This is a genomic window from Lactobacillus iners DSM 13335, assembly GCF_000160875.1.
GTDB lineage: Bacteria > Bacillota > Bacilli > Lactobacillales > Lactobacillaceae > Lactobacillus > Lactobacillus iners.
Genome location: NZ_GG700805.1, coordinates 227,729 through 248,286, shown reverse-complemented (window position 1 = coordinate 248,286; position 20,558 = coordinate 227,729). Strand labels below are relative to the sequence as shown.

Sequence of the window (20,558 nt, the reverse complement as noted above, 5' to 3'; positions counted from 1 at the left end):
ATAAATGTAAGCAACGCTTATAGATTTTTATCTCTCCACTTCTATCCCATAATAATTTTCATAGTTTTTCCTATACTGAACAAGGTCAGAAAATTGTTCTTTATTTAAAGAATACTCTTGCATAAAGGCTCATTGAATTAGGGATTTTAGAAAACTGATTTAGAGAGTCTTTTAGGTGGCAAGTAGAAAGGCTATGAGTTTAATGCCCATAGCCGTTTTTGCGGGTCTGTAAATAATTTTGTGTATCAACCTAAATCCTGATATAAGGGTAAGGGTTGATACATTTTTTATGTATCAATATTTGTCATTCCTATAGGAATGGAGTTTTTTTAATTGTACACAACTTTAATAAACTGTAAAATTTTCATGAAAATTTGCAGCCGATTTCATACTAAATTATTATCTTAATTAAAACCTTTCTCCAAAAAATATTGATAATTGGGATAAGATTTGATCCCAGCCTCGTATTCTATATGTCCATATGATGATCTAACTGTTCTTTTACTAGTACCGTTTCTTGTATTTAAGGATAGTGGTTTTTCTATATTGAACAAGGTCGGAAAATTGTTCTTTATTCAAAGAATACTCTTGCATAAGGGTGTTCTTTTTTTCTTGCAATTTTGCAATTTATCGAGATTTAATAGTATTTCTTTTATATTTGTTAGTTTTTATAGTTTTCTAATATCTCTTTAACGACTATTTTATAAACAGAAAGCTCACTATAATATTCCTCTGCAAATTGCTTATCTTCAGGATTTTTCTTGTGACATTTATAAATTTCACGATACTTATTTATAGAATTTATATTTTCCATATTTTGTGATAAACTCTTCATTTCAGTTTCAATTTTCTTTATTTTATCTAGCAAGTTTTGTCTATCATCAACAGATTTTTTGATTAGCTCATTGAGCTGAGTGATTGAATTAAATATCAAGCAGAACTGTACTTTTAGTATCATTGTCTTCTCGTATTTTTATAAACTGAATATGGTCAGTAGATTGGTGACTTTTGAATAAAGATAGCAAGATTTTTTCCCTCTTAATTATATAGTCTATTGCCAAATTTACAGCTGATTTTATAATGTATATTTTTGTAATTACTATATTAATCACCAGAACTTTCTTTTGATTTATTAAGCAGTAGAGAATGGATATGCCATATTTCTCTTGACATTTACACCAATTTTCTAATTCTGTTTGCTCATAATATATTTTTTTACATTGATTTTACCTTTAAACTTGTATTAAATCATCTTCAACTTATTAAAGATAATTATATCAAATAAAGCCTAATTCCTCATTTAAAAAGGTGCCATATTTCTACGACACCTTGTTTTAAATTATTCGATTTTATCTCTCAAATTCTTGACTATAAATACTTGTATTAAAGTACAGAGAAAGTATTTAAACTTAAACAATACAGATCTCTATGATGCTTGATAAAAGTCACATTATTAAGTTTGGAATTGATACCAAGGAAAAAGATTAGATTCGCATTCTTTCTTGAACCGAAAATCAGAGTTTTTTTTTTTGAACTAATCCTTCATTGTAGCTACTACTATTATCCAATATTAAATTAATTCTGTATCTAATCATATATAATGCTAACATGGTGACTTTAAAAGCAAATTTAAGCATATAACCTTCAAAATAATCTCTTCCATGAATACATTCATTTCTAATGTTTAGAGAATTACTATTGTACATAAAGTGATATACGAATAATAAATCTGGAGCACTCTCAAACCCATCCAACTCCTCATATACATCTTCTATTAGCTCCCTTAATATAGAACTTGGATCTTTAAATTTCATAAATTCATCAACATTCTCTTTAAATGGCACAATTCCAAATAACTTTCCAAGTTGTCTAATCTCAATTTCTAATAAAGGAAAGAGTTGTGTTAAGTGGCCTAAAGAAATTTGTTCATTAAATGGAATTAACTTAACTCCAATAATTTCTTCTAACAATGCATATAATTCTTTTTCTTTCTTAAATAAAGCAATTACTGAATAAACATTATTTTTATATCTCTCATGTATAGCAGCAACATAAATGCCTACATCTAAAACATTTATAAATTTATATCCATATCGCTCTATAATTTTCTCCACCTGTTTTTTTAAGATATTGTCTGTTTCATGTCTATCAAAATTTATACCAGTATCTTTAATTGGAAATATATTGTTCAGTGTAATTCTACTAACCATATGTATTACTGCATGTTTAGACGTTTCTTCAAGAACTGATATTAGGTCATCAACTTTAGCTAGAATAGTACTATTTGCAACAATAATGGGATTCTCCATAATACTTTTATTGTATTTTTCTACTTCTTCTGTAGAAATCTGGGTACCATATGTAAATTCCTGAAGATTCTTTACTTGTTCTTGGTATTTATTTTTTTGCCAATACTCTTGAATATTGATCATATCTTGTTTCACAATTCTTTTATCAACAATTTGATTAGTTTGGTTAACAGATATGAGAAATAACATCGCTTGGTAGAATAAATTCGCAACTGAAATATCATTTACATCTTTGATTAACTTCAGGAACCTATCCTTAGTTTCATCATAATAAAACTGATTAATATGTCTTGCTATATCGGTATTTTCTAAGTATTGCGTCAAAGTTGGAATATCATTTATATACGAAATGGCTCTATATTTATTTTCTATGTAATCTTTTACACTTTGCATTTGGTCTTTACGTAGGGAAAAAGAAGAACTAAGTCTCACTAATAGATTTACGGAAGTTATAGAGTGTAGATTTTTATAGAATTCTTTTATTACTTCTGTTTTTTCTATCCTATTCATGACTCCTTCATCAAACAACTTAGTCAAAATTTCATATGTTGATGAAGTCAATATTTCATAGTCCTCACCTTTCCTAATCAGCTCTAAAAACAAGTTACAATGACTCTCTATAGTCTTTATATTTGGATCTTTTCGATTTAATAAAAAATCAACAGATTCTATTACGAAATCTGAAATCTGATTGTTGAAATGTTTTTTTAACTGTTTTAATAAATCTGAAGTCCAACATTTATAGTTTGGAACTAGACTATCTCCATTTGAATATATAGGGATTATTTCTCCATTTCTTATTGAAATCTGAAGCATATCTAATAAAGTGTTTTCTTGCCAAGTTAAGCTTGCTTCTCTATCTAATGATTGAAAATTGAAACAGTTTCCCGAGAGTAATCTAGCACCATACATATCAAAGAAATTTTCTGAAAGACCATAAACTACTCTATTCAGGTTATCCTCTATGTGTTGTTTTATTCTTTCAAAGTCTGTTAATTTTATTTTTTCTAAATATAAAATTATCTCATCTTTATCATAATCAAATTCTCGCATATTGAGTGCTTGATGAAAGTTTCTCTGATTCATGAATCGATTATCAATAATATAATTTGAATTATTTCCTGAATTTTGTAATTTAGTTAACCAAACTGATAAAAAAAGGATTTTAGAAAACTCGCTACTTACCTTTTTCGCACAGTTCTCTCTTTCTGTTGCTCCTACATAATATTTTGATATTTCATAAATCTCTTGTAACAATACTGTTCTAAATTGAAAGTTAAAATCACATATCTCTAAAATGTTAATAAAATTGCTTAAGATACGAATCAAAGAATTACTTCTATTTTGATATTCAATATACGAGCTTATGTCTAACAAGTTATAATTATCTTCAATATATTCAATAAACCATTGCCAGTTCTGACTATGTTTTAATATCCCATCTACAAATTTAACATGAATTTCATGGTCTAAATAGTTTTTGTATTTTATTTCTGGCAATTCTCTAATCCTCCTTACTATTAAGTAATCCTTACATCTATTATTTTAATATAGATCATTGTCATTGCTTTTAGCTAATTAATATTCGAATATACAAATATCCCAGTCTAAATACCAGGACTATCGCATTTTTCTAAACCACTAAGAACAATTCACAGCATTATTCTTTTTTTAATTCTTTATCCATTTTTACCAAAAATTTACTCCCACCCTTCTTTTCCAAACGTCCGATATATCCCAAACCATCCAAAATACTAGGTTCTATTTTTTGGAGTATCACTAAATTCACCTAATTGTAGGACGTTTTTAGATTTTTAGTCTCGTCCCAGTACCAGTACCGGATTTAAATGTGATTTCAGAAATATTGATCTTAAGAAGAATCAGAATATAACTTCTCTATTTACGAATCAGATTTTCTTAATCCTCTTGGTAAATTTACGCTATCCTTTGTAACTTAACGATAGAAGACATGATGTTTAATAAAGTTAATTTTTTCAAATAAATATAAGAATAGAGCTTGTATGATTCATTTTTTACAAGCTCTTTTTACAAAAGTTTAAATTCTATTAGAATGACTCTATTAGTTCTAGTTTTTTTAAAGGAGTCATAACTACATCTATTGTATCTCCATCTTTATCAAAAAACTCAACTTCACAATTTTTATCATCATAAATTAAAACAATTGTTCCCTTTGTTCCCTTACTTATTTCTTTGTAATCTTCTTTCAATCCTACAACATCTAATTCTTTCATTATAAGTTTTTAACTCTCTCAGTTTCTCTGTCATCAATCTCAAAAGAGCCATCATTTACTTCATCAAGTCTTTTTATAAGTTTCCCAAGCAGGTCAAGCATTTTGTATTTATCTTTTTTCTCTTGTTCCTTGTCAAAATACACAGGTTCATCATTGTAATTGATTTTATAATATGATGAATATAAATCAGAAATTACATCATTTAGATTTTGAATGTATTCATCATCATCAACTACATCTATTCCTGTAACTAATTCTTTCTTTTTTGTATCATATATATCCTTCCAAAGTGGACCAGATATATAATCTAACATTATTATTAATTTTTTCATTATCTTGACCCTCCTCCTGGATAAACTGATACTATAAATCCATTTGTTCCTACTCCTGTAATTACGATATATTCTCCTTTATATAGGTAAACTTGTTCTAATCCATTATTCTTTCTCTTAGAACTTATTTCTGTTCCATTTTCAAATATATCTTTTATTGCACTAGGTATATTTTCTTTAGAAACACCAAATTTATTTTTAAAATCCTTTTCATGTCCATCAATTATATGCTTAAGACCTTTTGTTTCATTCCCTTTTTCTAGCCATACAAGCCTTTTTTTCTTTGTTTTTGTAATCATAACCACATCTTCTTCATTGAATTTAACACCACTTTGCCTAAGTTCATCCATTAAATGCTCTGGTTTCAATGCTCCTTTAGTGTTTTTGTATAATCTGCTATTACCGGCACCCATTAGATATCACCCCTATAGATTTTTGAAGTATAGGGTTCAATGGAAATAAGATTAGTTTCGTTTATATAATTACCGAATATTGAATCTGGCATTGCACCATAAACATATATTTTTTGTGGGTTTAGTCTTTTAAAAAATTCTTCTAATCCTTTTTCAAAATAGTATCTATTTGAATTTCTTTTTATCTGACCATATGATCCTATTGCATAAGTCCCTTCTTTTTCTAATCCCTCAAAACAAAATTCATAACTTCTTGAGTCGCCCCATCTTACATTTGGTATTACTTTTATACCATTATTTTGATAGTATGCACCCATAACTCTATTCATATAAGTGCTATACATTTGTCTAACAATAGGCATGTCATAGCAAATTGAAAAATCAGGACTTATAACAGCATTAAACTTTTTCAATTCATCCATATACTTTTGAGGATTGTCTAATATTTGCTTGAATGCTCCATCGTAAATGTAAAAATGAATTCCCACATTCTTCTCATTATGCAAATTTCTTTTTTCAAAAGGGATAAATTCTTTAATTCCCTCTATTTCTTCCTTTTTTATTAAAGGCATATCATATTTACCAACCAAACTTACATTTTCTATTAACTTAGGATTAAATCCACTATTTGCGTATTTATAATTACTCAATATATCCCTCCAGCTTAAAACTCTTGATTTTTAAAACTGGATTTAATATAATTAATTTGGAATTATTAGACAATATCCAGTTTAGAAAACATACTTTAGATTGTGCCAAAAATCTGTTTAGTGTGTTTTTTTCTTTTCTATTCATTCTTCCCATCCTTCTTCTTCATACTTTTTATATTGATAATATGCCATAGAAGGTGTCACGTTACATTTTTGTACAATTTCATCAATGGTCATACCTTTTACTAAATGCTTAGGAACTAACAATTCTCCTGAAAAACAATTTGCTTGCCACTCTGGATCTTCGTATGCTCTTCTATTTTCTAGGTCTTCTTCTTTTCTACAAAAAGAAACTGTTTCTTCTCTATGCTTTATCCAATGTAATAATTCATGACTACAGGTCGATCTTGAAAATCCATCATCCTCGCAAGCCTTATCATAAATGTCTTCTCTTAATTTTATTAAATTTTCTGATGAAATAGTTTCACCTAATTTTGACCCCATATCATCAGAAGTGCATATTTCTAAATTAAGCTCTCCTTTATTAGATAAAAATTCTATAACTTGAACTATTGGAAAATTAATATCCCTTTCAAAACCAAATAACTCTCTAAGTCTATTAGCCAGTTTTCTTATATCTTTTCTAGATAAAGGGTCTGCTATATATCCACCCATATCACTCACCATCCTTCTTGAAAAATATTTTCATTTTGTCCACCTCTTCTTTATTCATATTTTCTAATTCCCTTGCAAAAGAAAATGCCAATCTTTTCTTTTCTTTACTTAAATCTTCAAGATTAATTTCCAAAGACTTCTGAGATTCTTCGATTGCTGTCATTAATTCATCTTGTTTTTCTTTATCAAGATTATATAAATTGACAATCGTATCATACCAAGACTCTGGCATTTTCTTTTTTCCATTTTCAACTGCTGATAAAAAAGATGAGCTGACGTCGAGCTTTGTAGCCATTTCTTTCATTATTTCACCACAGTCTAATCTTAACTTTCTTAAAAAAATCCCAAGTTGTGTAAGCATAATATCCTCCTTTCGAAATTATTATACACCCTTTTAAAATTATTATACACCATTTTTAATATTAAATAAACCTATATAGGTTTATTTAATATTTGTTTTCTAAAACGTTATTTATAGTATAGCCTTTTTTATAATCATAAAAAAACACAAGTGTTTATTTTTGGGTGAGTGTGGATAAATAAGAGTTTCTAAGGACAAAAAATTAGACCGCAGCTTAAATCTACGGTCTAATATTTTGTCCAAATGTAAACCACTTGGAACTATTATTCAATGTATTCTTTTTTACTTCCAGTACCATTTGAGTACCAGTAGCCATTTTTCATTCTCTTTATAGCTTGTAATCAAGCATTTTTGAAAATTTTGCTACTACTCCCCGAGAATAGGGGATGTTCCTTTTATATCAACACTTAAGCTGGCTTTTTCTTGTTTTGGCATACTTTTGGCATACCTGTAATACTATTCCCTTTAATATGCTGGTTACCATTAAAGTGAATTTTAGAATGTGAGGCAGGTTGAATATCCATGCTTCCTTCCATCTTAGAAGCTAATTCAATATCATTATTGCTAAACATGTGAGCATAGTACTTAAGCGTTGTCATTGGCGTTTTATGTCCGAGCCTATGACTCACCGTTAAGACATCAGCACCAAGTTCAGCAATCAAATATGAAGCATTAGAGTGGCGTAATCCTCGGCCATTGATTCTAGATACTCCAGCCAATTTAGAATAACGTTTAAGCCACACACTTAAAGTAGACTTATTAAGTGGGCAGTTATCGCAACTGAATACGAAATCATGAATATTATATTTAGCCTGTTCCTTCTTCCACTTCTTTAAAACTTCAAGTAATTCAGCATCAATGGTAACCGTTCTTCTACTTGCATCATTCTTTAAATATGGTACAAGTTCATAGTTTAGCTTACTTGAATAGTGCAAATTGTTGATAAATCTAACTTTTCCGTTAATTAGATCAATATCTGACATCTTAAAGCAAATCCCTCGTTAACTCGGCATCCAATCCGATAGTAGAAAAGAAAAGTAACGTAGATTAACTCTTCATAAAAAGTATCAGTATTGATAGAAGCTAATACCTTCTCAAATTCTGGCATTGTCCAATAATTTTCAATATTTCGACCTTTTGGAATTGATTTAGTCTTTAAAGAAGGGTTAGAAGCTATTAACCCGATTTCTACGGCATAATCTAGACTTTGACGAAATGCAGTATAAATCAAACTAGCATAATTTCTAGAAAAACCTGAGTCCGTTAATAACCACGTACGATATTTTTCACAGTCTATTACTTTAATGTCCTTAAGCTTGATTTCTCCTAAAAAATCTACGCCTTTCAGCATCATTAAATTGTGAGTATCGTAAGTACTTGCTTCAACATCTCCACGGTATTTGGGTAAATAACGATCCTTCATAAAAGAAGCATAGCTAATATTATCAGCTGAAACATTAGCATATAGTGCTTGAACACGTTGTGCCTCTTTGTATGCTTGATAAGCCGAAGAAAAGGGATGCTTCAACGCATCCCTTCTACCCTTTTTTAACTTCTTTTTACCATTGGCATCAGTGCCAATGAAGATTTGATAGAAATATTTACCATTTTTATCTTGGTAAACGTTTGGGTAACGCGTTTTCAAAAGTTATCGTCCTCCTTAAACGGAACACCGATAACTTCAGCAACAGCTTTAGCAGGAACAAGCCCCACTCGTTTTCCATTGTAAAACGCATATCCTTTTTCTACCAGCTTTTTCTTAGCTAGCCGAATAATTCTTCTAGCTTGGTTGTCGCCAAAACCCAGTTGGCGAAGATCTTTATAATTAACAAACTCTTTTTTCATTGTTAAAACCTCGACATTAGTAGATAATAAGGCTGAACATCCCTCGCATAGGTTTGTTCAGTATCAAAGGCTAATCATTGTCTTGGCGGGCGTGATTAGTCTTTTTCTTATCCGGAATGTTGTCATAAAATTCAGTTATATGAATCAACCGCTTACCATCTTTTAATTTCTGTTTTCGGTTAAAAGTAGCATCAGCTGTTATATCTTCTGATAATCCTAGATCTTTTAGCACCTGACCTTTAAAACCCTTAAAATTGGTAGGTCTCTTGATTCCCCTTGAATTACGATAAATATGAACCCCTGAAGGATAGAAGTGTAATCTAGCACCTTTCAAAATCGATTTACTTTTGACATTAGGCATAATCTCATCCTTAGGCATATCTGTTAAATATGCCATCAAATAAGCTGCTACATTGTCACTGTCCTTAAGTCTTTTGGTTTTAGTAAAACCCTGACGCCACATAGGTGCTATTACAGAATTATTGTCAAGATAGGGGAGTTTTCCATTTTTCTTTTTAATAAGGCCATGCAAATGCCAACTCCCAGAAGCTTGTGGCTCAAGGACTACTAAGATACTCACAAGAACCATACTTAGCAATAAACCGCCGCCAAAAGGCTTTAAAATCCTTGTACACCCTTGAAGTGTCAGTCATTGGTTTTCCATTAACTTGCTTGTAAGTTAGCGTTATTCATATATCGCCAGCTTGGAAGTTACCTATAATTAATCTTCTAAGATTTTTGAAAGTTTTACGTAAGTTCTCAGTTGATTGAATTCTCTGGCTATTTCTGTGATAGTCCTTAACCTCACCAGTTGCTAAGTCAACATAGTTATCTTTAGACAACGGTTTAATTCTTTGTTTTCTTGGTTTATAATCTGTCACTTCTAGTACATCGCCATAAAGATGAACATTAACGGCAGCATGTTTATTGATTTTCTTTATTTTTTGATGCATTGTACTAAAATCACCCATTAATCAAGTTAATAGTGGTTGCTACGCAACCACAGCGCTAGCGCGCCTGCTGGCACTTCAAACATCATTGACTGGTAAAGAACAAATACTTCTTATCATCTTGAGTATTACTTAATGCTTGTTTTAAATAGTCCCATAATTTATCTGGCTCAATTTCTGGCATACAAAAGGGTATTACATAACCCGAAGATGTCAGACCTTCAATCCAAGCGTAAGCTTCTCCAGTTTCTAATCGCATCTCAGGAATTTGAATGTCATTGCCAAAAGTCAACCGATAAGAATTCATATTAGCATCCCCAAAATGAAGCTTAAGACCAGCCTCTTCCTGAACACTACTATTTAAACCAGAGTTAACTACACTTATTTGCTGACTTATAATTCCTAGACCAAAACCTGGAACGCGATTTAGCATCGAAATATCAGTAATCAAAGAATTCCATTTATATCGCAAGTCTTTATCCGCTTTAGTCATTCCCTGATTAAAAGAAGCATTTGTAGCACTCCATTCGTCAATTAATAAGTAATACATTGGCATACCTAACGCACCCGCTGTTGCACCAAATTCTTTATCTCTCAAGAATGCAAGACGTTCATGCATTTTTCCATCGTAATCAGACACCACTTTAATAGCATCTTCCTTATTAGTTGCTACCCTTCCAGTTGGAAGAATATCACCTAATCTTGCAAGATCAGAATTTTTAAAATCTACGCAATAAATTTGAGTCGGCAATTGCACGGTGCCAAGAAATTCACAAGGGCTAATCCTTGGAAAAGAAGCAAGTTCAGCAATTAAGATCAAAGTGCCATAAGTCTTACCACTACCCCTAACACCTGCTACAAGAAAATTAATTTTCTTGTATGCATCAATAGATAACGATTTGCTTAGCGTTAGAAGGTAACTCATATTACCACCTCAATCGATCGTTCTTAATTCCACGAATAATCGTGAAATAAACCCATCCATCTGAGTGGTACTGTGCATTTTGAATTGAAATATTACATCTATTGTAATTAAGAAATGCTTCTAATGAATCTCTAAATTGGTCACTAATTAACCACTGACGTAACTTACCTATTGCCTCTATTCTCAATCCATCCCTAGTCTTTCTAACGTGAGGTAATTGTTGATACCGAGGATCATAGGGATCTGGAGCAGTAGTATTACTTTGATACAGAAAAGCTTTCATCTTCGGAGAATAAATTACCGATAAATCTACATTTTTAGAGTGAAGGAGTCCTCCAAATCTAATTTCATCATAATGAAGATAAACCCAGTAGCCCAAGCATCCCAGAGCCAACACTAGAGAACAAATTCCAAAGAAAATGCAGTATTGCCCAAACCATGGGACTTGAAATGCCAGAATAAATAGCGCAATTGCACAAGCTAAGAATAGCCAGCCCAACGGTGGAATTACCTTTTCAGGAGTTCCACCTTCTTGTGGCTTACGTGTTCGAGTTGGCATTAATTCTCACCTCCTCTTTCTTTAACAAAATCAAATCCATCCGCTTTAAGGGATAGTTGATTTTGAAAATCACCAAAAACTACACCTGATGGGTTCTTTAATTTAATAAACCCACGATTATTTCGATCAACTTTTTCAGCGGTCAATCCTAAAATCTTAACATCTAATTCTGAACCTTCATTTGAAGTTTCATCCTTCTTGTATTGCGTGTCATCTGTCCAGATAGTAACCTTGAGCTTAGCTCCGATTACTTTGCCAGAGTCAAAATCCTTCAACTCACTCTCTTGCATAAGAAGCAATTGCTTACCTGCAAGGAAACCCTTAGCATCAAACTTGACGAAATCTCTTAGACCTTTAAGAGCCATTCTATGTACCTCCTTGGTACTTAAAAAACATGAGTACTACTACTCATCAACAACATTTTTGAATTTTGGTTAATAAACCAAAAAAAGCGGATTATCTATTGGAATTGACCAGTGATAATCCGCTTTTGCTGATTTTCTAACCTAAATTATGTATCAAAAAAAGTATATGCTTTTAAAACATATACTTCTTAGTTACACATTCAGTTTTTCAACCTCTAAAAGGGCAGACTGGTAGTGTAATTAGAAGATTAAGTAAAAAAATACCTTTAAATACTTAAAAAATTCAACCACGCTACCACCTATGTATCCGCTAGCATGGACGCCCACGGAGGTGCCGTTACATTTAGTTATTAATTCAGCTATAGACCTGCAGCAACGATAGCATTGTTCTACAACATATATCCAACCCACTCTCAAATTAACATTACCACACCAGGTTGGCGCAATGCGTAACTTGACGTTAATTGAGGAACCTAAATATCAAACCTATAAATATTTGATACAATTATTTTATACCATTAGAAAATTAATAAATCAATTTGATTCATAAAACTTTATAATTGCTTAATATTTTCATTTACTCATTTGCAACTTACTCATAATCTCATTAACGATATCCGTGATCGTATTCAAATCAACTACAAACCACTCTCTAGGATGGATAATCCTACCATTACCAGCTTTAATATCTACGTCTAAGCGGTATTGGACTAAAGCATGATGCAGAGCTGTTTCTAAAGCCTCTGGATTCAGGTTTATAACTTGATATTCTGCTACTACTTTAACCGGACCATATAAATAAGTTGATTCATTTTCTGCATTGGCAATTCTTCTTTCAACGGTTCCAGAAGTAAAACCTACCTTATACAAAGGATGATCTTCTTGAATCCTCTTTACATCTGCATTATTACTGAGTGACTTTAATACGTAAATATAGCCAGTTACCTGATCGTCTTCACCAAATTCAAATTTATCATCTGGTTCAGTGACTATCTTTCCACCGCCACCACGTTGTTTAGATCCATATAAGGAAGCTATTAAGCCATTTCTTAAAGGAAAATTCTCGGTTCCATTATCATAAATAACGTGTAAACGTGCATCAGTATCAGTATCGCTACGATTATTATTCTTAAACTCTGCACCAATAGATTCAATGTACATTAGTTGACCCTTTAGAACATAAAATCCATGCAATTTGAGTTTATTATTACCATACCTTATTAAATGACGCTTGCCAGAAGTTAATTCTGCTTGCACCTGCTTAAATAATGGACGATATTTATTAAAATCATCCATTGCTTTTCTCTTAGATTTATTTTTGGCAACATTCTCTTGAGATTTTTTATAGGCATTGAGTGAACCAGTATCAAATAATTTAGAATTTAATGATTGACCAGAATTATCAAATAAAGCAGAATCATCATTCAAAATATCATCAAGAGAATTAAAGGTCTTTTTTTCTTGACTGACTTTTTCTTTCAAAGAAACATTTTGATTTTCTGTCTTTAATAAACCTAATTCATCATAGGGTTTAAGTAATTCTATTCTTTCTAGATCCTCTCGAATTCCCTTTAATCTGCTAGCTAATTTTCTTTCACCTAGTCTACTAAGATCAGTGGTCTTTTCAGGTTCTTTGCCATTATGCTCTTTTACCCAATTCTCAATTTCTTTAAATTTTTCAACTTCTGGGTCATAAGTTACCCGTTTTTTCTTGGGTTTGGCTAATAACTCATTAGCGGCTGGATCATTAAATATATCATCTAGTGAACGAATAGGACGAGCATTATCTATTTTCATTTCGTCTAGCCCTCATATCACTTAACGTAGCCAATGCATAAGCCATTCTAACTTCTTCTTCATTGTTAGAGTTTTTGTCTGGTCGACGTCCTGTCTTTTCTACAAAGGCTTTGGCATTCATAAATAATTGCATCAATTCTTCATTAGAGAAGTCATATTTCTTCGCATCGATGGAACGTTCAATAATTCTAAGAGTGTTGCTATCAATATTTTGCGACATTACGTCATATGCTCTTTGGAATGGATTGATTGACTCAATCAAGTTAATATCTAGATCATGAACATTAATAAACTTATCCGCCATTTTAAGAAATTCGTTTGTATTGCCTTCCTGATCAACTGAAGAATCAACCTTAGCATGACGCAAAACAGTATCGGCCACAACATATTGACTAACTTGTTCTACTTCATCATTGTTCAAATCTGGGTAACGAGTCATAATAACTTTGGGAATTAGTTCTTTATTCATTACCTCTGCATCTACATTAGCAGCAATACCGTTTTTCACATCATTATCTTGCAAAATAGCTGCTTTAAGATCAGGTAAATCATTTTCAATAATACTTTGAGCTCTCTTAGTAGTTGGCTCTTTTAAGCCTTTTATTAAAATATCTGCATCCCCAGAAGGAGTATCAGACTTGTGATTTCTTCTCTTCAAATGAATTTCAGGTGCAAGGACTTGTTCCATCAAAAGGGATGCAGTAATAGCCTTCAATATCTGGTTAACTGCGTACTGTACTGCATCATCTTTAGCATCAGGTTGTTCAATCATATTGGTAAACTGTGCATGTGTTTTATTAGAACTATCACGAGTAACCCGACCAATAATTTGAACAATTTCTGTTAACGAATGACGATACCCAATAGTCAAAGCTTGTTCAGCCCATGGCCAATCAAAACCTTCTTTAGCCATATTAAGAGCTACAATAATATCCAAGTCATCAGCACTACTGATATTTCTTAAGTATTCTTGAACCTTTTCTCGTCCATCCTCATTAACAAGATCAGCAACCTTCAATAATTTACCAGTCTGCTTACTTTTAATTGTATAAATACCAGTTTTATCATCTCTATCAACGAGAGTACCAATTGCATCAAAGATAGCATCAACCTCATTGTATTTATCCTTAGTTGATGCACTAGAATTAATACTTGGAATATGAATAATTGTCTTCTTAGTTGTATCAATCGCATCTGGTAAAGCGTCCAAATACGAACCTTGATAAAACTTATAGTCAATGCCGAAAGACTTCAAATACTGATAACCATCAAGTTGTTCATAATAGGTATAAGTTACCTTATCAAATAGTTGTTCATCTTCTGGAGAAAGAATCGGCTCTGAATCTCCTCTAAAGTAAGAACCCGTCATAGCCATAATATGAGCAGAAGAATTATGCATGATATTCTTCAAAGCAGTGCCTAGAACAGAACTATCATTAGATGAAACATGGTGAAATTCATCAATAGCAACCATTACATTGTCAAAAGCACGATCATCAGCTACTTTTTCATAGGCAAATCTTAAGGTAGCATGCGTACAAATTAAAATTCTACTTTCTAAAGAATTAAGAAAGTCCACTAGCTTTTGTACTTTACTTTCATCCCCACCTGGAAGGGTTAAATCATATTGTGGGTCAACCTTCCAATCTTCATAAAAGCCATATTTGACCAATTCGGTATTCTTAAATGATCTACCAATCGATCTTTCTGGAACTGCTACAATAATCTTTTTAACACCTTGATTAGCTAATTTATCAAGTGCAACAAACATTAAAGCTCTAGATTTACCTGAAGCCGGTGGAGCTTTTACTAAAAGATATTGCGAATTGCGGTGTTGATAAACACGTGCCTGCATTTCACGCATTCCTAATTCATCGGTATTTGTGCTTTTACCAGTTTGATGGTAATTTACTTCAACTACATTTTTATCTTGCATGGTTAAGAGATTCCTTTATCACAATCTATTAAAAACTTTATTATTACTGTTGATTGATTCATTAAAAACTTTATTTCTTTAGAATTCAAATTTTGAGGTAGATTATGCTTAGCTTCATGATTTTGAATTTTTTCATACATGTCTAACATTTTAAAAAACAAATTTCTAACTTCTTTACTTATATCTTTATCTTCAAAGAACTTACCTAATGCACTTTTCTGATTTTCAAGTGAAGCTTCTGAACCAGTAATTCGTTTTATTAATAATTCAATGGTTAGACGCATATTATCTAAAGCATTCCGATAATCTAAATGATCATAAAATCTATAGGTTCTCTGCCATTGATTTTTTAAATCAATTGAATAAGTCTCCAATAATGTTGAAACCGAATTTCGGGCTTTTATTACCCCATCGCTCGCATCTTTTACAAGTAAATCAATTTCATCGCGAAGAAAATCATCTTCAGAAAGTCGACTATGATATTTTATTTGTGAAAGAAAATCTACCTTTTGTTCATCAGACAGTGCATCTAAGTTTTTTGATAAAAGTTCTTTTTTATTATTAAATAAAGCATAATCTGGTACTTCAATAGGAATATGCTTATTAAAACTTTGAGCAAACTGATAAGTTAAATCAATAAGTTCATTTGCAGAAAAATGTTGTGATATTTGATCTTCAACATCATTTAATAAAACAAGCGGTATTCTATTCTTCATTTTTTATTTTCCTACTATACATATCTAATAATAAAGCTAATCTATCATTATCACCTTTAAAGCCATTCGACTTATATGCTCGATCCACCACTTCATCAAGTTCTTGATGAGCTTTTAATAATCTAGGATTCATTGGCTTAGGATTTTTTTCAGCAAGTGGTGAACCATATAAATCATTCAATGTGCCTTCTTCTTCGTCTCTTATATCCAATATTTTTAAAACCAGCCCCTCAATTTCTTTTTTTCTACGACTAGACAAGCGAGGAACAGGGAAGGTATTATAGCCTAAATTCTTAGAATATCTATAGCTCTTTCCTTCCTTTCCGCATGAAGCCTTGATCCAAACATAATGTAATCTTGATAGAATCAACCCTAATACCCAAATTGGGCCATCATAAATGCCAAACATCAAATCAGAAATAATGTAATCTTTAGTCAATAAACCTGCTGGAATATATAATCTCCCAACAGTATTTACTTTAGGTACTACAATAGTATATTCTTTCGCAATCTTAGTATCTCTAAATTTAAACGGAGTTATGGCTAAATTATTAGTACCCTTATCTGAGCTTGATTGTCGATGATTATATACATTTATAAAACGATTTCTAAATACTGGTATTTTATTTAAAAGATTATATTCTTTTTTTTCAATCCAAAGGCAGTAACGACATGTACTAGACATATATTCTTTAGTTCCTACATGTCTTTTAAAATATTGTTTTGTTTCTGGATGCTGCTCAATAATCTTTTTATACTCATCTATTGTAAATAATAAACCTGGTGCTTTATTGCCTCCATCATTAGCCATATCACCCATATCCATTTCTGGTAGATTGCTAATTGATGATCCAATACTTTTAATAAAAATTGTAGAATGATTGGTTAAATATGGTGAAATGTTGTCAACTTTTTCAAAAGTATTATTAAACGAATTATCTGTATATATTCTCTTATTGTTTGCTTTTTTTAAACTCGTTAATCCTATAATGTTAACTGTTACTTTAGCATTGTTTTTTGCATTATTATTCCAAGTAAATGGTTCCCAACAAAATGATATTTCAATATTCAGATTTAAAATTTTATTCCATAAATCAAAAACTTGTTGTCCTTGTGTGATAGAACTCGTGGCAACAAAAGCCAAGGTCGCATTAGTATTATTAATGTATTCCGCCCCTAACATGAACCATCCTGAAATATAATCTAGCCCCTTATAATTTCCATTTAAGTTAGCAAATACCACTTTAATATCTTCTTTATGTGTCTTTTTCTGCTTTGCTCCATGTGAACCCAAATAAGGTGGATTACCAAACAAATAAACCTCATCATCTTTCTTATGAGGTAAAATCTTCTCCCAATCTAGTCTCAATGCATTCCCACAGACAATAGCTCCTGCATGTTGCAAAGGTAAAGTAGGGCGCACAGCATTATTAATTTCATCCCTAAGCTTAATATTCATCTGGTGTTCCGCAATCCATAATGAAAGACGTGTAGTATCACAAGCAAAGTCATCAATTTCAATTCCGTAGAACTGGTCAAGCGTTACAGAAGGTAAATACATCATAGCTTTACCGCTACCTTCTTCAGCAAGAATTTTATTTTGCTCTTTCAAAATATCAATTTCTAATTGTCTTAATTGCTTGTAAGTAACAATCAAGAAATTACCTGAACCACAAGCAGGATCCATAAACTTAATTTTGCCAATACGCTCATAAAGATGTTGAAGTTTCTTGTAACTTCCTTTCCTCTTATCAAATTCATTTATTAACTCATCAAGGAACAAAGGCTTAATAACCTTCATAATATTTGGTACTGAAGTATAGTGCATCCCCAAATGACTACGACTGTCTTCACTTGCAACAGCTTGAAGCATAGATCCCAGAATATCAGGATTAATCTGATCCCATTCTAGTTTCTCACCAGCATCAATAATTAGCTTTCTAGACTTAACTGTAAACTTCAATGATTCATGCGGATCCTTAAACAAATCACCGTCAACGTATGGAAAATCTGCTAACCAACTTGGTGTATCAACTGGACGATCTTCTTTTCTAACATCTAAAACACTGAATAACTGACCAATAAAATTATCTAAATCACTGCCATCAAGTCGAGTTAATTCCTTTAATCTATTAGTAAAAAGATTCTTTTCAAAAATATCTGTATCTTCTGCAAAAAGACAAAATAGTACTCTAATTAAGAAAAGATTCAAACCTTTTCTCGTAGCATTTGGGTTATCTTTAACGATAACGTCGTATAATTTAGCAAATCTTTCAGCCGCTCTAATATCAGCTGGATTCTCTTTATCAAAGTCCGCCTTTTCAATTCCATTCCATGCTAAGAAGAATTCAAACTTCTGTGGCAATCTTTCAAAAGGAATGCTCAATGTATTATCTGTTTTAGTATCATATGCTAAGACTTCTTTAAAATTAGTTACAAAAATATAACGTGGCTTGGTACCTAACTCATCTACTTTAGCCTTAACATCAGTAAAAGACTGCATTAAATTCTTATCCGTCTGCTTATAATAAAGTTTATTCTTCAAGTAAACTTCACCAGCAACATCAGCTAAGTTATTGATGCCTTTCTTCAATTTAGTAATTGTTGCTTTAGGGATGTCGTACACTCCTAAGAAGTCATAAATGAAACTATCTTTATCATTTTTTTCAATAATATTTGATATCTCATCTTCTATTTCAGTTATAGCCATATTACTTTCCTCACATAAATAATATTCATTAATACTATTATCGTTGAATCTAACATCTAACTCAATACTTCAAACATGACAAAAGCCCTTAGTTATCACACTAAGAGCTCCTTCTTTTTGGCATATTTCTATGTCAATTAATACCTTTTTAAGTAGTTTTTGTTCCTGTTAAATGCTGATATATCGGCATTCCAACTCTAACTAATATAATGGTTTTATTCCCTGTCCCTTCAATACTTGATAAATATATTATATCTAATTGATCATACAAAAACTGCTAATCTAGATAATTAGCAGTTTCTACTTTAATTCTTCTTATTGTTTTTTATATTTAAATTTGCAGCTTTCCACAAATCATAAACATTATTCCAACGACTAGTAAACATAACATCAGTAATAATTGTATATATTAAACCATACCACGTATTAAGCATTTCAGTCGCATCAACCTGCGGAAATTTCTCCCCATCATGCGTAATTCTCGATCTTAATCCATACGCTCTTTTAATGGCTGCATCGCTTTTCTTAAGTTGCTGCGGTTTAACTCCCTGATAACAAGTTAAATTAATTATTGATACTAATTGATCTTCAATTGAAACGGATAATCCCTCTTTCCAAAGCTTATCCTTCTCTAATTTATCTTTTAATTTATCCGGATCTTGTTCAACTATTGTTTCAAGCGAGATCATAATTTGCAAAAATTGTTTAGTTTGATTAGAGTTAACTATCCCATCACCAATCCAATCAATGGCTCTTGCACATTGTTTTTGCAATGGTGTTAATTTATTTGAGTCTTCAACAATTAAGGAAATTATTGGCAACCAACGTTTATCAAAATTCATATTTGCTTTTTTTCTATTATCTGGATTTATGCCTGTTGATGTACTCCAACCGTCTTCCAAAATTCCAGGCGTTTGTTTAGTTGAAAAATGCCCACTTTTATTAGTAAATTGATACAATCCGTCTTCTTGAATAATATGTTGACTTAGTTCTAATACCCGGCTAGGTTTATGATTAAAACCATTTAGGAAATTAATAATATTATTTATATAATTAGCAGAAGCTAAAGCACGATAATAGCTTTTATCGCTTTTCCCTGAATCTATTACGGATACTCCTAATAAAATATCTTCTGGCTGAATTAATTTTTCATATTTTGGATTTTCTTCCGCTTTACGGTTCAAATCTTCAGCTTCAGGTATTTCTTTCAACAGTTCCTGACCACTAATAATTATAATGTTTTGACCAAGACTAATTTTTCCTTTATATGCAAAATCAAATAATCTAAAGAAATAAATCTTATAATTGGGTTTTTTAATACTATCAATAAAACTATTTATCATATCCAGATTATAAGGCTCATTATTAGAAACAATGTTATCAACGAATTTCTCAAGCTTAGAAGATATTTGATCAATATCGTACTCTATATTTTCAGCATTGAATACTATCTCAACATTTTCCAAAAGATTAACAAAATCTTCATGTGCACCTTTAGTAATGAATAATAATCTATTACCAAATTTTACTGCATATAAGTTGGGATCTTTTCTCATATCATAATCTTCTGACATTGACTTTTTTAGTAATTTATTATTTTCTCTTACCATTTTACCAATGATACGTTTAATTTTTTTAGCTAAATTAGGAAGATTTTTTACTTTATTCATTATTAGTCTTCTTTCCCAATAAAAAACTCTTAGCCATAAAGAGCTAAGAGTTCTGTTTATATTCTGGCATACTTTTGGCATACTTTCATGTCA

The 20,558-nt window shown here is 31.3% G+C and carries 20 protein-coding genes and 3 pseudogenes; all 23 read right to left on the bottom strand.

Annotated features, from left to right (window positions below; genetic code table 11):
* Positions 1-27: 27 nt before the first annotated feature.
* A pseudogene (locus tag HMPREF0520_RS06455) lies at positions 28-123 on the bottom strand (mobilization protein); the annotation flags it as partial.
* A 381-nt stretch (positions 124-504) separates the two neighbouring features.
* Positions 505-925: pseudogene (locus HMPREF0520_RS03275) on the bottom strand (relaxase); the annotation flags it as partial.
* Positions 926-1,104: 179 nt separating this feature from the next.
* Positions 1,105-1,173 (bottom strand): annotated as a pseudogene (locus HMPREF0520_RS06335) (plasmid mobilization protein); the annotation flags it as partial.
* A 341-nt stretch (positions 1,174-1,514) separates the two neighbouring features.
* Positions 1,515-3,809, bottom strand: coding sequence for a hypothetical protein (locus HMPREF0520_RS03270; RefSeq protein ID WP_006729493.1), 2,295 nt, complete (start codon positions 3,807-3,809; stop codon positions 1,515-1,517).
* A 566-nt stretch (positions 3,810-4,375) separates the two neighbouring features.
* Positions 4,376-4,561 (bottom strand): DUF4926 domain-containing protein, encoded by a 186-nt coding sequence (locus tag HMPREF0520_RS03265; RefSeq protein ID WP_006729491.1) that lies wholly within the window; start codon positions 4,559-4,561, stop codon positions 4,376-4,378.
* Entirely contained in the window at positions 4,561-4,893 is a 333-nt protein-coding gene (locus HMPREF0520_RS03260) for a hypothetical protein (protein ID WP_006729490.1), read from the bottom strand. Before HMPREF0520_RS03260 ends, HMPREF0520_RS03265 begins: the two co-directional genes overlap by 1 nt.
* Positions 4,893-5,306, bottom strand: a complete 414-nt coding sequence (locus tag HMPREF0520_RS03255) for a putative barnase/colicin E5 family endoribonuclease (RefSeq protein WP_006729489.1) — start codon at positions 5,304-5,306, stop codon at positions 4,893-4,895. Before HMPREF0520_RS03255 ends, HMPREF0520_RS03260 begins: the two co-directional genes overlap by 1 nt.
* Positions 5,306-5,956: a DUF4417 domain-containing protein gene (locus HMPREF0520_RS03250; RefSeq protein WP_006729488.1), complete on the bottom strand. Its 651-nt coding sequence runs from the start codon at positions 5,954-5,956 to the stop codon at positions 5,306-5,308. Before HMPREF0520_RS03250 ends, HMPREF0520_RS03255 begins: the two co-directional genes overlap by 1 nt.
* A gap of 141 nt (positions 5,957-6,097) precedes the next feature.
* Positions 6,098-6,631 carry an ImmA/IrrE family metallo-endopeptidase gene (locus HMPREF0520_RS03245; protein ID WP_010221894.1) on the bottom strand — a complete coding sequence of 178 codons (534 nt, stop codon included), beginning with the start codon at positions 6,629-6,631 and terminating at the stop codon, positions 6,098-6,100.
* Between the two features lies 1 nt (position 6,632).
* A complete protein-coding gene (locus HMPREF0520_RS03240) occupies positions 6,633-6,992 on the bottom strand; it encodes a helix-turn-helix domain-containing protein (RefSeq protein WP_006729485.1) in 360 nt (119 codons plus the stop codon).
* A gap of 407 nt (positions 6,993-7,399) precedes the next feature.
* Positions 7,400-7,975, bottom strand: a complete 576-nt coding sequence (locus tag HMPREF0520_RS03235; RefSeq protein WP_006729484.1) for a site-specific integrase — start codon at positions 7,973-7,975, stop codon at positions 7,400-7,402.
* Positions 7,957-8,637 (bottom strand): tyrosine-type recombinase/integrase, encoded by a 681-nt coding sequence (locus tag HMPREF0520_RS03230; RefSeq protein WP_006729483.1) that lies wholly within the window; start codon positions 8,635-8,637, stop codon positions 7,957-7,959. The genes HMPREF0520_RS03235 and HMPREF0520_RS03230 overlap by 19 nt, the downstream gene beginning before the upstream one ends.
* A complete protein-coding gene (locus tag HMPREF0520_RS03225) occupies positions 8,634-8,837 on the bottom strand; it encodes a DUF3173 family protein (RefSeq protein ID WP_006729482.1) in 204 nt (67 codons plus the stop codon). The genes HMPREF0520_RS03230 and HMPREF0520_RS03225 overlap by 4 nt, the downstream gene beginning before the upstream one ends.
* A 70-nt stretch (positions 8,838-8,907) precedes the next feature.
* Positions 8,908-9,426, bottom strand: coding sequence for a rolling circle replication-associated protein (locus HMPREF0520_RS03220; protein WP_006729481.1), 519 nt, complete (start codon positions 9,424-9,426; stop codon positions 8,908-8,910).
* A gap of 100 nt (positions 9,427-9,526) precedes the next feature.
* A complete protein-coding gene (locus HMPREF0520_RS03215; RefSeq protein ID WP_006732428.1) occupies positions 9,527-9,790 on the bottom strand; it encodes a hypothetical protein in 264 nt (87 codons plus the stop codon).
* Positions 9,791-9,872: 82 nt separating this feature from the next.
* Positions 9,873-10,712: a P-loop NTPase family protein gene (locus HMPREF0520_RS03210; protein ID WP_006729479.1), complete on the bottom strand. Its 840-nt coding sequence runs from the start codon at positions 10,710-10,712 to the stop codon at positions 9,873-9,875.
* A 1-nt stretch (position 10,713) separates the two neighbouring features.
* Positions 10,714-11,271: a hypothetical protein gene (locus tag HMPREF0520_RS03205; protein ID WP_006729478.1), complete on the bottom strand. Its 558-nt coding sequence runs from the start codon at positions 11,269-11,271 to the stop codon at positions 10,714-10,716.
* Positions 11,271-11,636, bottom strand: coding sequence for a hypothetical protein (locus HMPREF0520_RS03200; protein ID WP_006729477.1), 366 nt, complete (start codon positions 11,634-11,636; stop codon positions 11,271-11,273). The genes HMPREF0520_RS03205 and HMPREF0520_RS03200 overlap by 1 nt, the downstream gene beginning before the upstream one ends.
* A gap of 573 nt (positions 11,637-12,209) precedes the next feature.
* Positions 12,210-13,433, bottom strand: a complete 1,224-nt coding sequence (locus HMPREF0520_RS03195) for a GIY-YIG nuclease family protein (RefSeq protein ID WP_005724122.1) — start codon at positions 13,431-13,433, stop codon at positions 12,210-12,212.
* The gene (locus HMPREF0520_RS03190) at positions 13,420-15,369 is read right to left on the bottom strand and encodes a DEAD/DEAH box helicase (RefSeq protein ID WP_006729476.1); all 1,950 of its coding nucleotides are present in this window, start codon (positions 15,367-15,369) and stop codon (positions 13,420-13,422) included. The genes HMPREF0520_RS03195 and HMPREF0520_RS03190 overlap by 14 nt, the downstream gene beginning before the upstream one ends.
* Positions 15,370-15,371: 2 nt before the next feature.
* On the bottom strand, positions 15,372-16,085 hold the full coding sequence (locus tag HMPREF0520_RS03185; RefSeq protein WP_006729475.1) for a hypothetical protein: 714 nt from the start codon (positions 16,083-16,085) through the stop codon (positions 15,372-15,374).
* A complete protein-coding gene (locus tag HMPREF0520_RS03180; protein WP_006729474.1) occupies positions 16,075-18,795 on the bottom strand; it encodes a class I SAM-dependent DNA methyltransferase in 2,721 nt (906 codons plus the stop codon). Before HMPREF0520_RS03180 ends, HMPREF0520_RS03185 begins: the two co-directional genes overlap by 11 nt.
* Positions 18,796-19,100: 305 nt before the next feature.
* Positions 19,101-20,465: a HEPN domain-containing protein gene (locus HMPREF0520_RS03175; protein WP_006730539.1), complete on the bottom strand. Its 1,365-nt coding sequence runs from the start codon at positions 20,463-20,465 to the stop codon at positions 19,101-19,103.
* Positions 20,466-20,558 lie beyond the last annotated feature (93 nt).

What these genes read in the sequence shown, in the direction of transcription:
- HMPREF0520_RS03220 (WP_006729481.1), bottom strand. Translation starts at nt 9,426, where the DNA reads ATGGTTCTTGTGAGTATCTTAGTAGTCCTTGAGCCACAAGCTTCTGGG.
- HMPREF0520_RS03235 (WP_006729484.1), bottom strand. Translation starts at nt 7,975, where the DNA reads ATGTCAGATATTGATCTAATTAACGGAAAAGTTAGATTTATCAACAAT.
- HMPREF0520_RS03255 (WP_006729489.1), bottom strand. Translation starts at nt 5,306, where the DNA reads ATGGGTGCCGGTAATAGCAGATTATACAAAAACACTAAAGGAGCATTG.
- HMPREF0520_RS03180 (WP_006729474.1), bottom strand. Translation starts at nt 18,795, where the DNA reads ATGGCTATAACTGAAATAGAAGATGAGATATCAAATATTATTGAAAAA.
- HMPREF0520_RS03260 (WP_006729490.1), bottom strand. Translation starts at nt 4,893, where the DNA reads ATGAAAAAATTAATAATAATGTTAGATTATATATCTGGTCCACTTTGG.
- HMPREF0520_RS03195 (WP_005724122.1), bottom strand. Translation starts at nt 13,433, where the DNA reads ATGAAAATAGATAATGCTCGTCCTATTCGTTCACTAGATGATATATTT.
- HMPREF0520_RS03210 (WP_006729479.1), bottom strand. Translation starts at nt 10,712, where the DNA reads ATGAGTTACCTTCTAACGCTAAGCAAATCGTTATCTATTGATGCATAC.
- HMPREF0520_RS03225 (WP_006729482.1), bottom strand. Translation starts at nt 8,837, where the DNA reads ATGAAAAAAGAGTTTGTTAATTATAAAGATCTTCGCCAACTGGGTTTT.
- HMPREF0520_RS03175 (WP_006730539.1), bottom strand. Translation starts at nt 20,465, where the DNA reads ATGAATAAAGTAAAAAATCTTCCTAATTTAGCTAAAAAAATTAAACGT.
- HMPREF0520_RS03215 (WP_006732428.1), bottom strand. Translation starts at nt 9,790, where the DNA reads ATGCATCAAAAAATAAAGAAAATCAATAAACATGCTGCCGTTAATGTT.
- HMPREF0520_RS03190 (WP_006729476.1), bottom strand. Translation starts at nt 15,369, where the DNA reads ATGCAAGATAAAAATGTAGTTGAAGTAAATTACCATCAAACTGGTAAA.
- HMPREF0520_RS03265 (WP_006729491.1), bottom strand. Translation starts at nt 4,561, where the DNA reads ATGAAAGAATTAGATGTTGTAGGATTGAAAGAAGATTACAAAGAAATA.
- HMPREF0520_RS03245 (WP_010221894.1), bottom strand. Translation starts at nt 6,631, where the DNA reads ATGGGTGGATATATAGCAGACCCTTTATCTAGAAAAGATATAAGAAAA.
- HMPREF0520_RS03185 (WP_006729475.1), bottom strand. Translation starts at nt 16,085, where the DNA reads ATGAAGAATAGAATACCGCTTGTTTTATTAAATGATGTTGAAGATCAA.
- HMPREF0520_RS03200 (WP_006729477.1), bottom strand. Translation starts at nt 11,636, where the DNA reads ATGGCTCTTAAAGGTCTAAGAGATTTCGTCAAGTTTGATGCTAAGGGT.
- HMPREF0520_RS03240 (WP_006729485.1), bottom strand. Translation starts at nt 6,992, where the DNA reads ATGCTTACACAACTTGGGATTTTTTTAAGAAAGTTAAGATTAGACTGT.
- HMPREF0520_RS03205 (WP_006729478.1), bottom strand. Translation starts at nt 11,271, where the DNA reads ATGCCAACTCGAACACGTAAGCCACAAGAAGGTGGAACTCCTGAAAAG.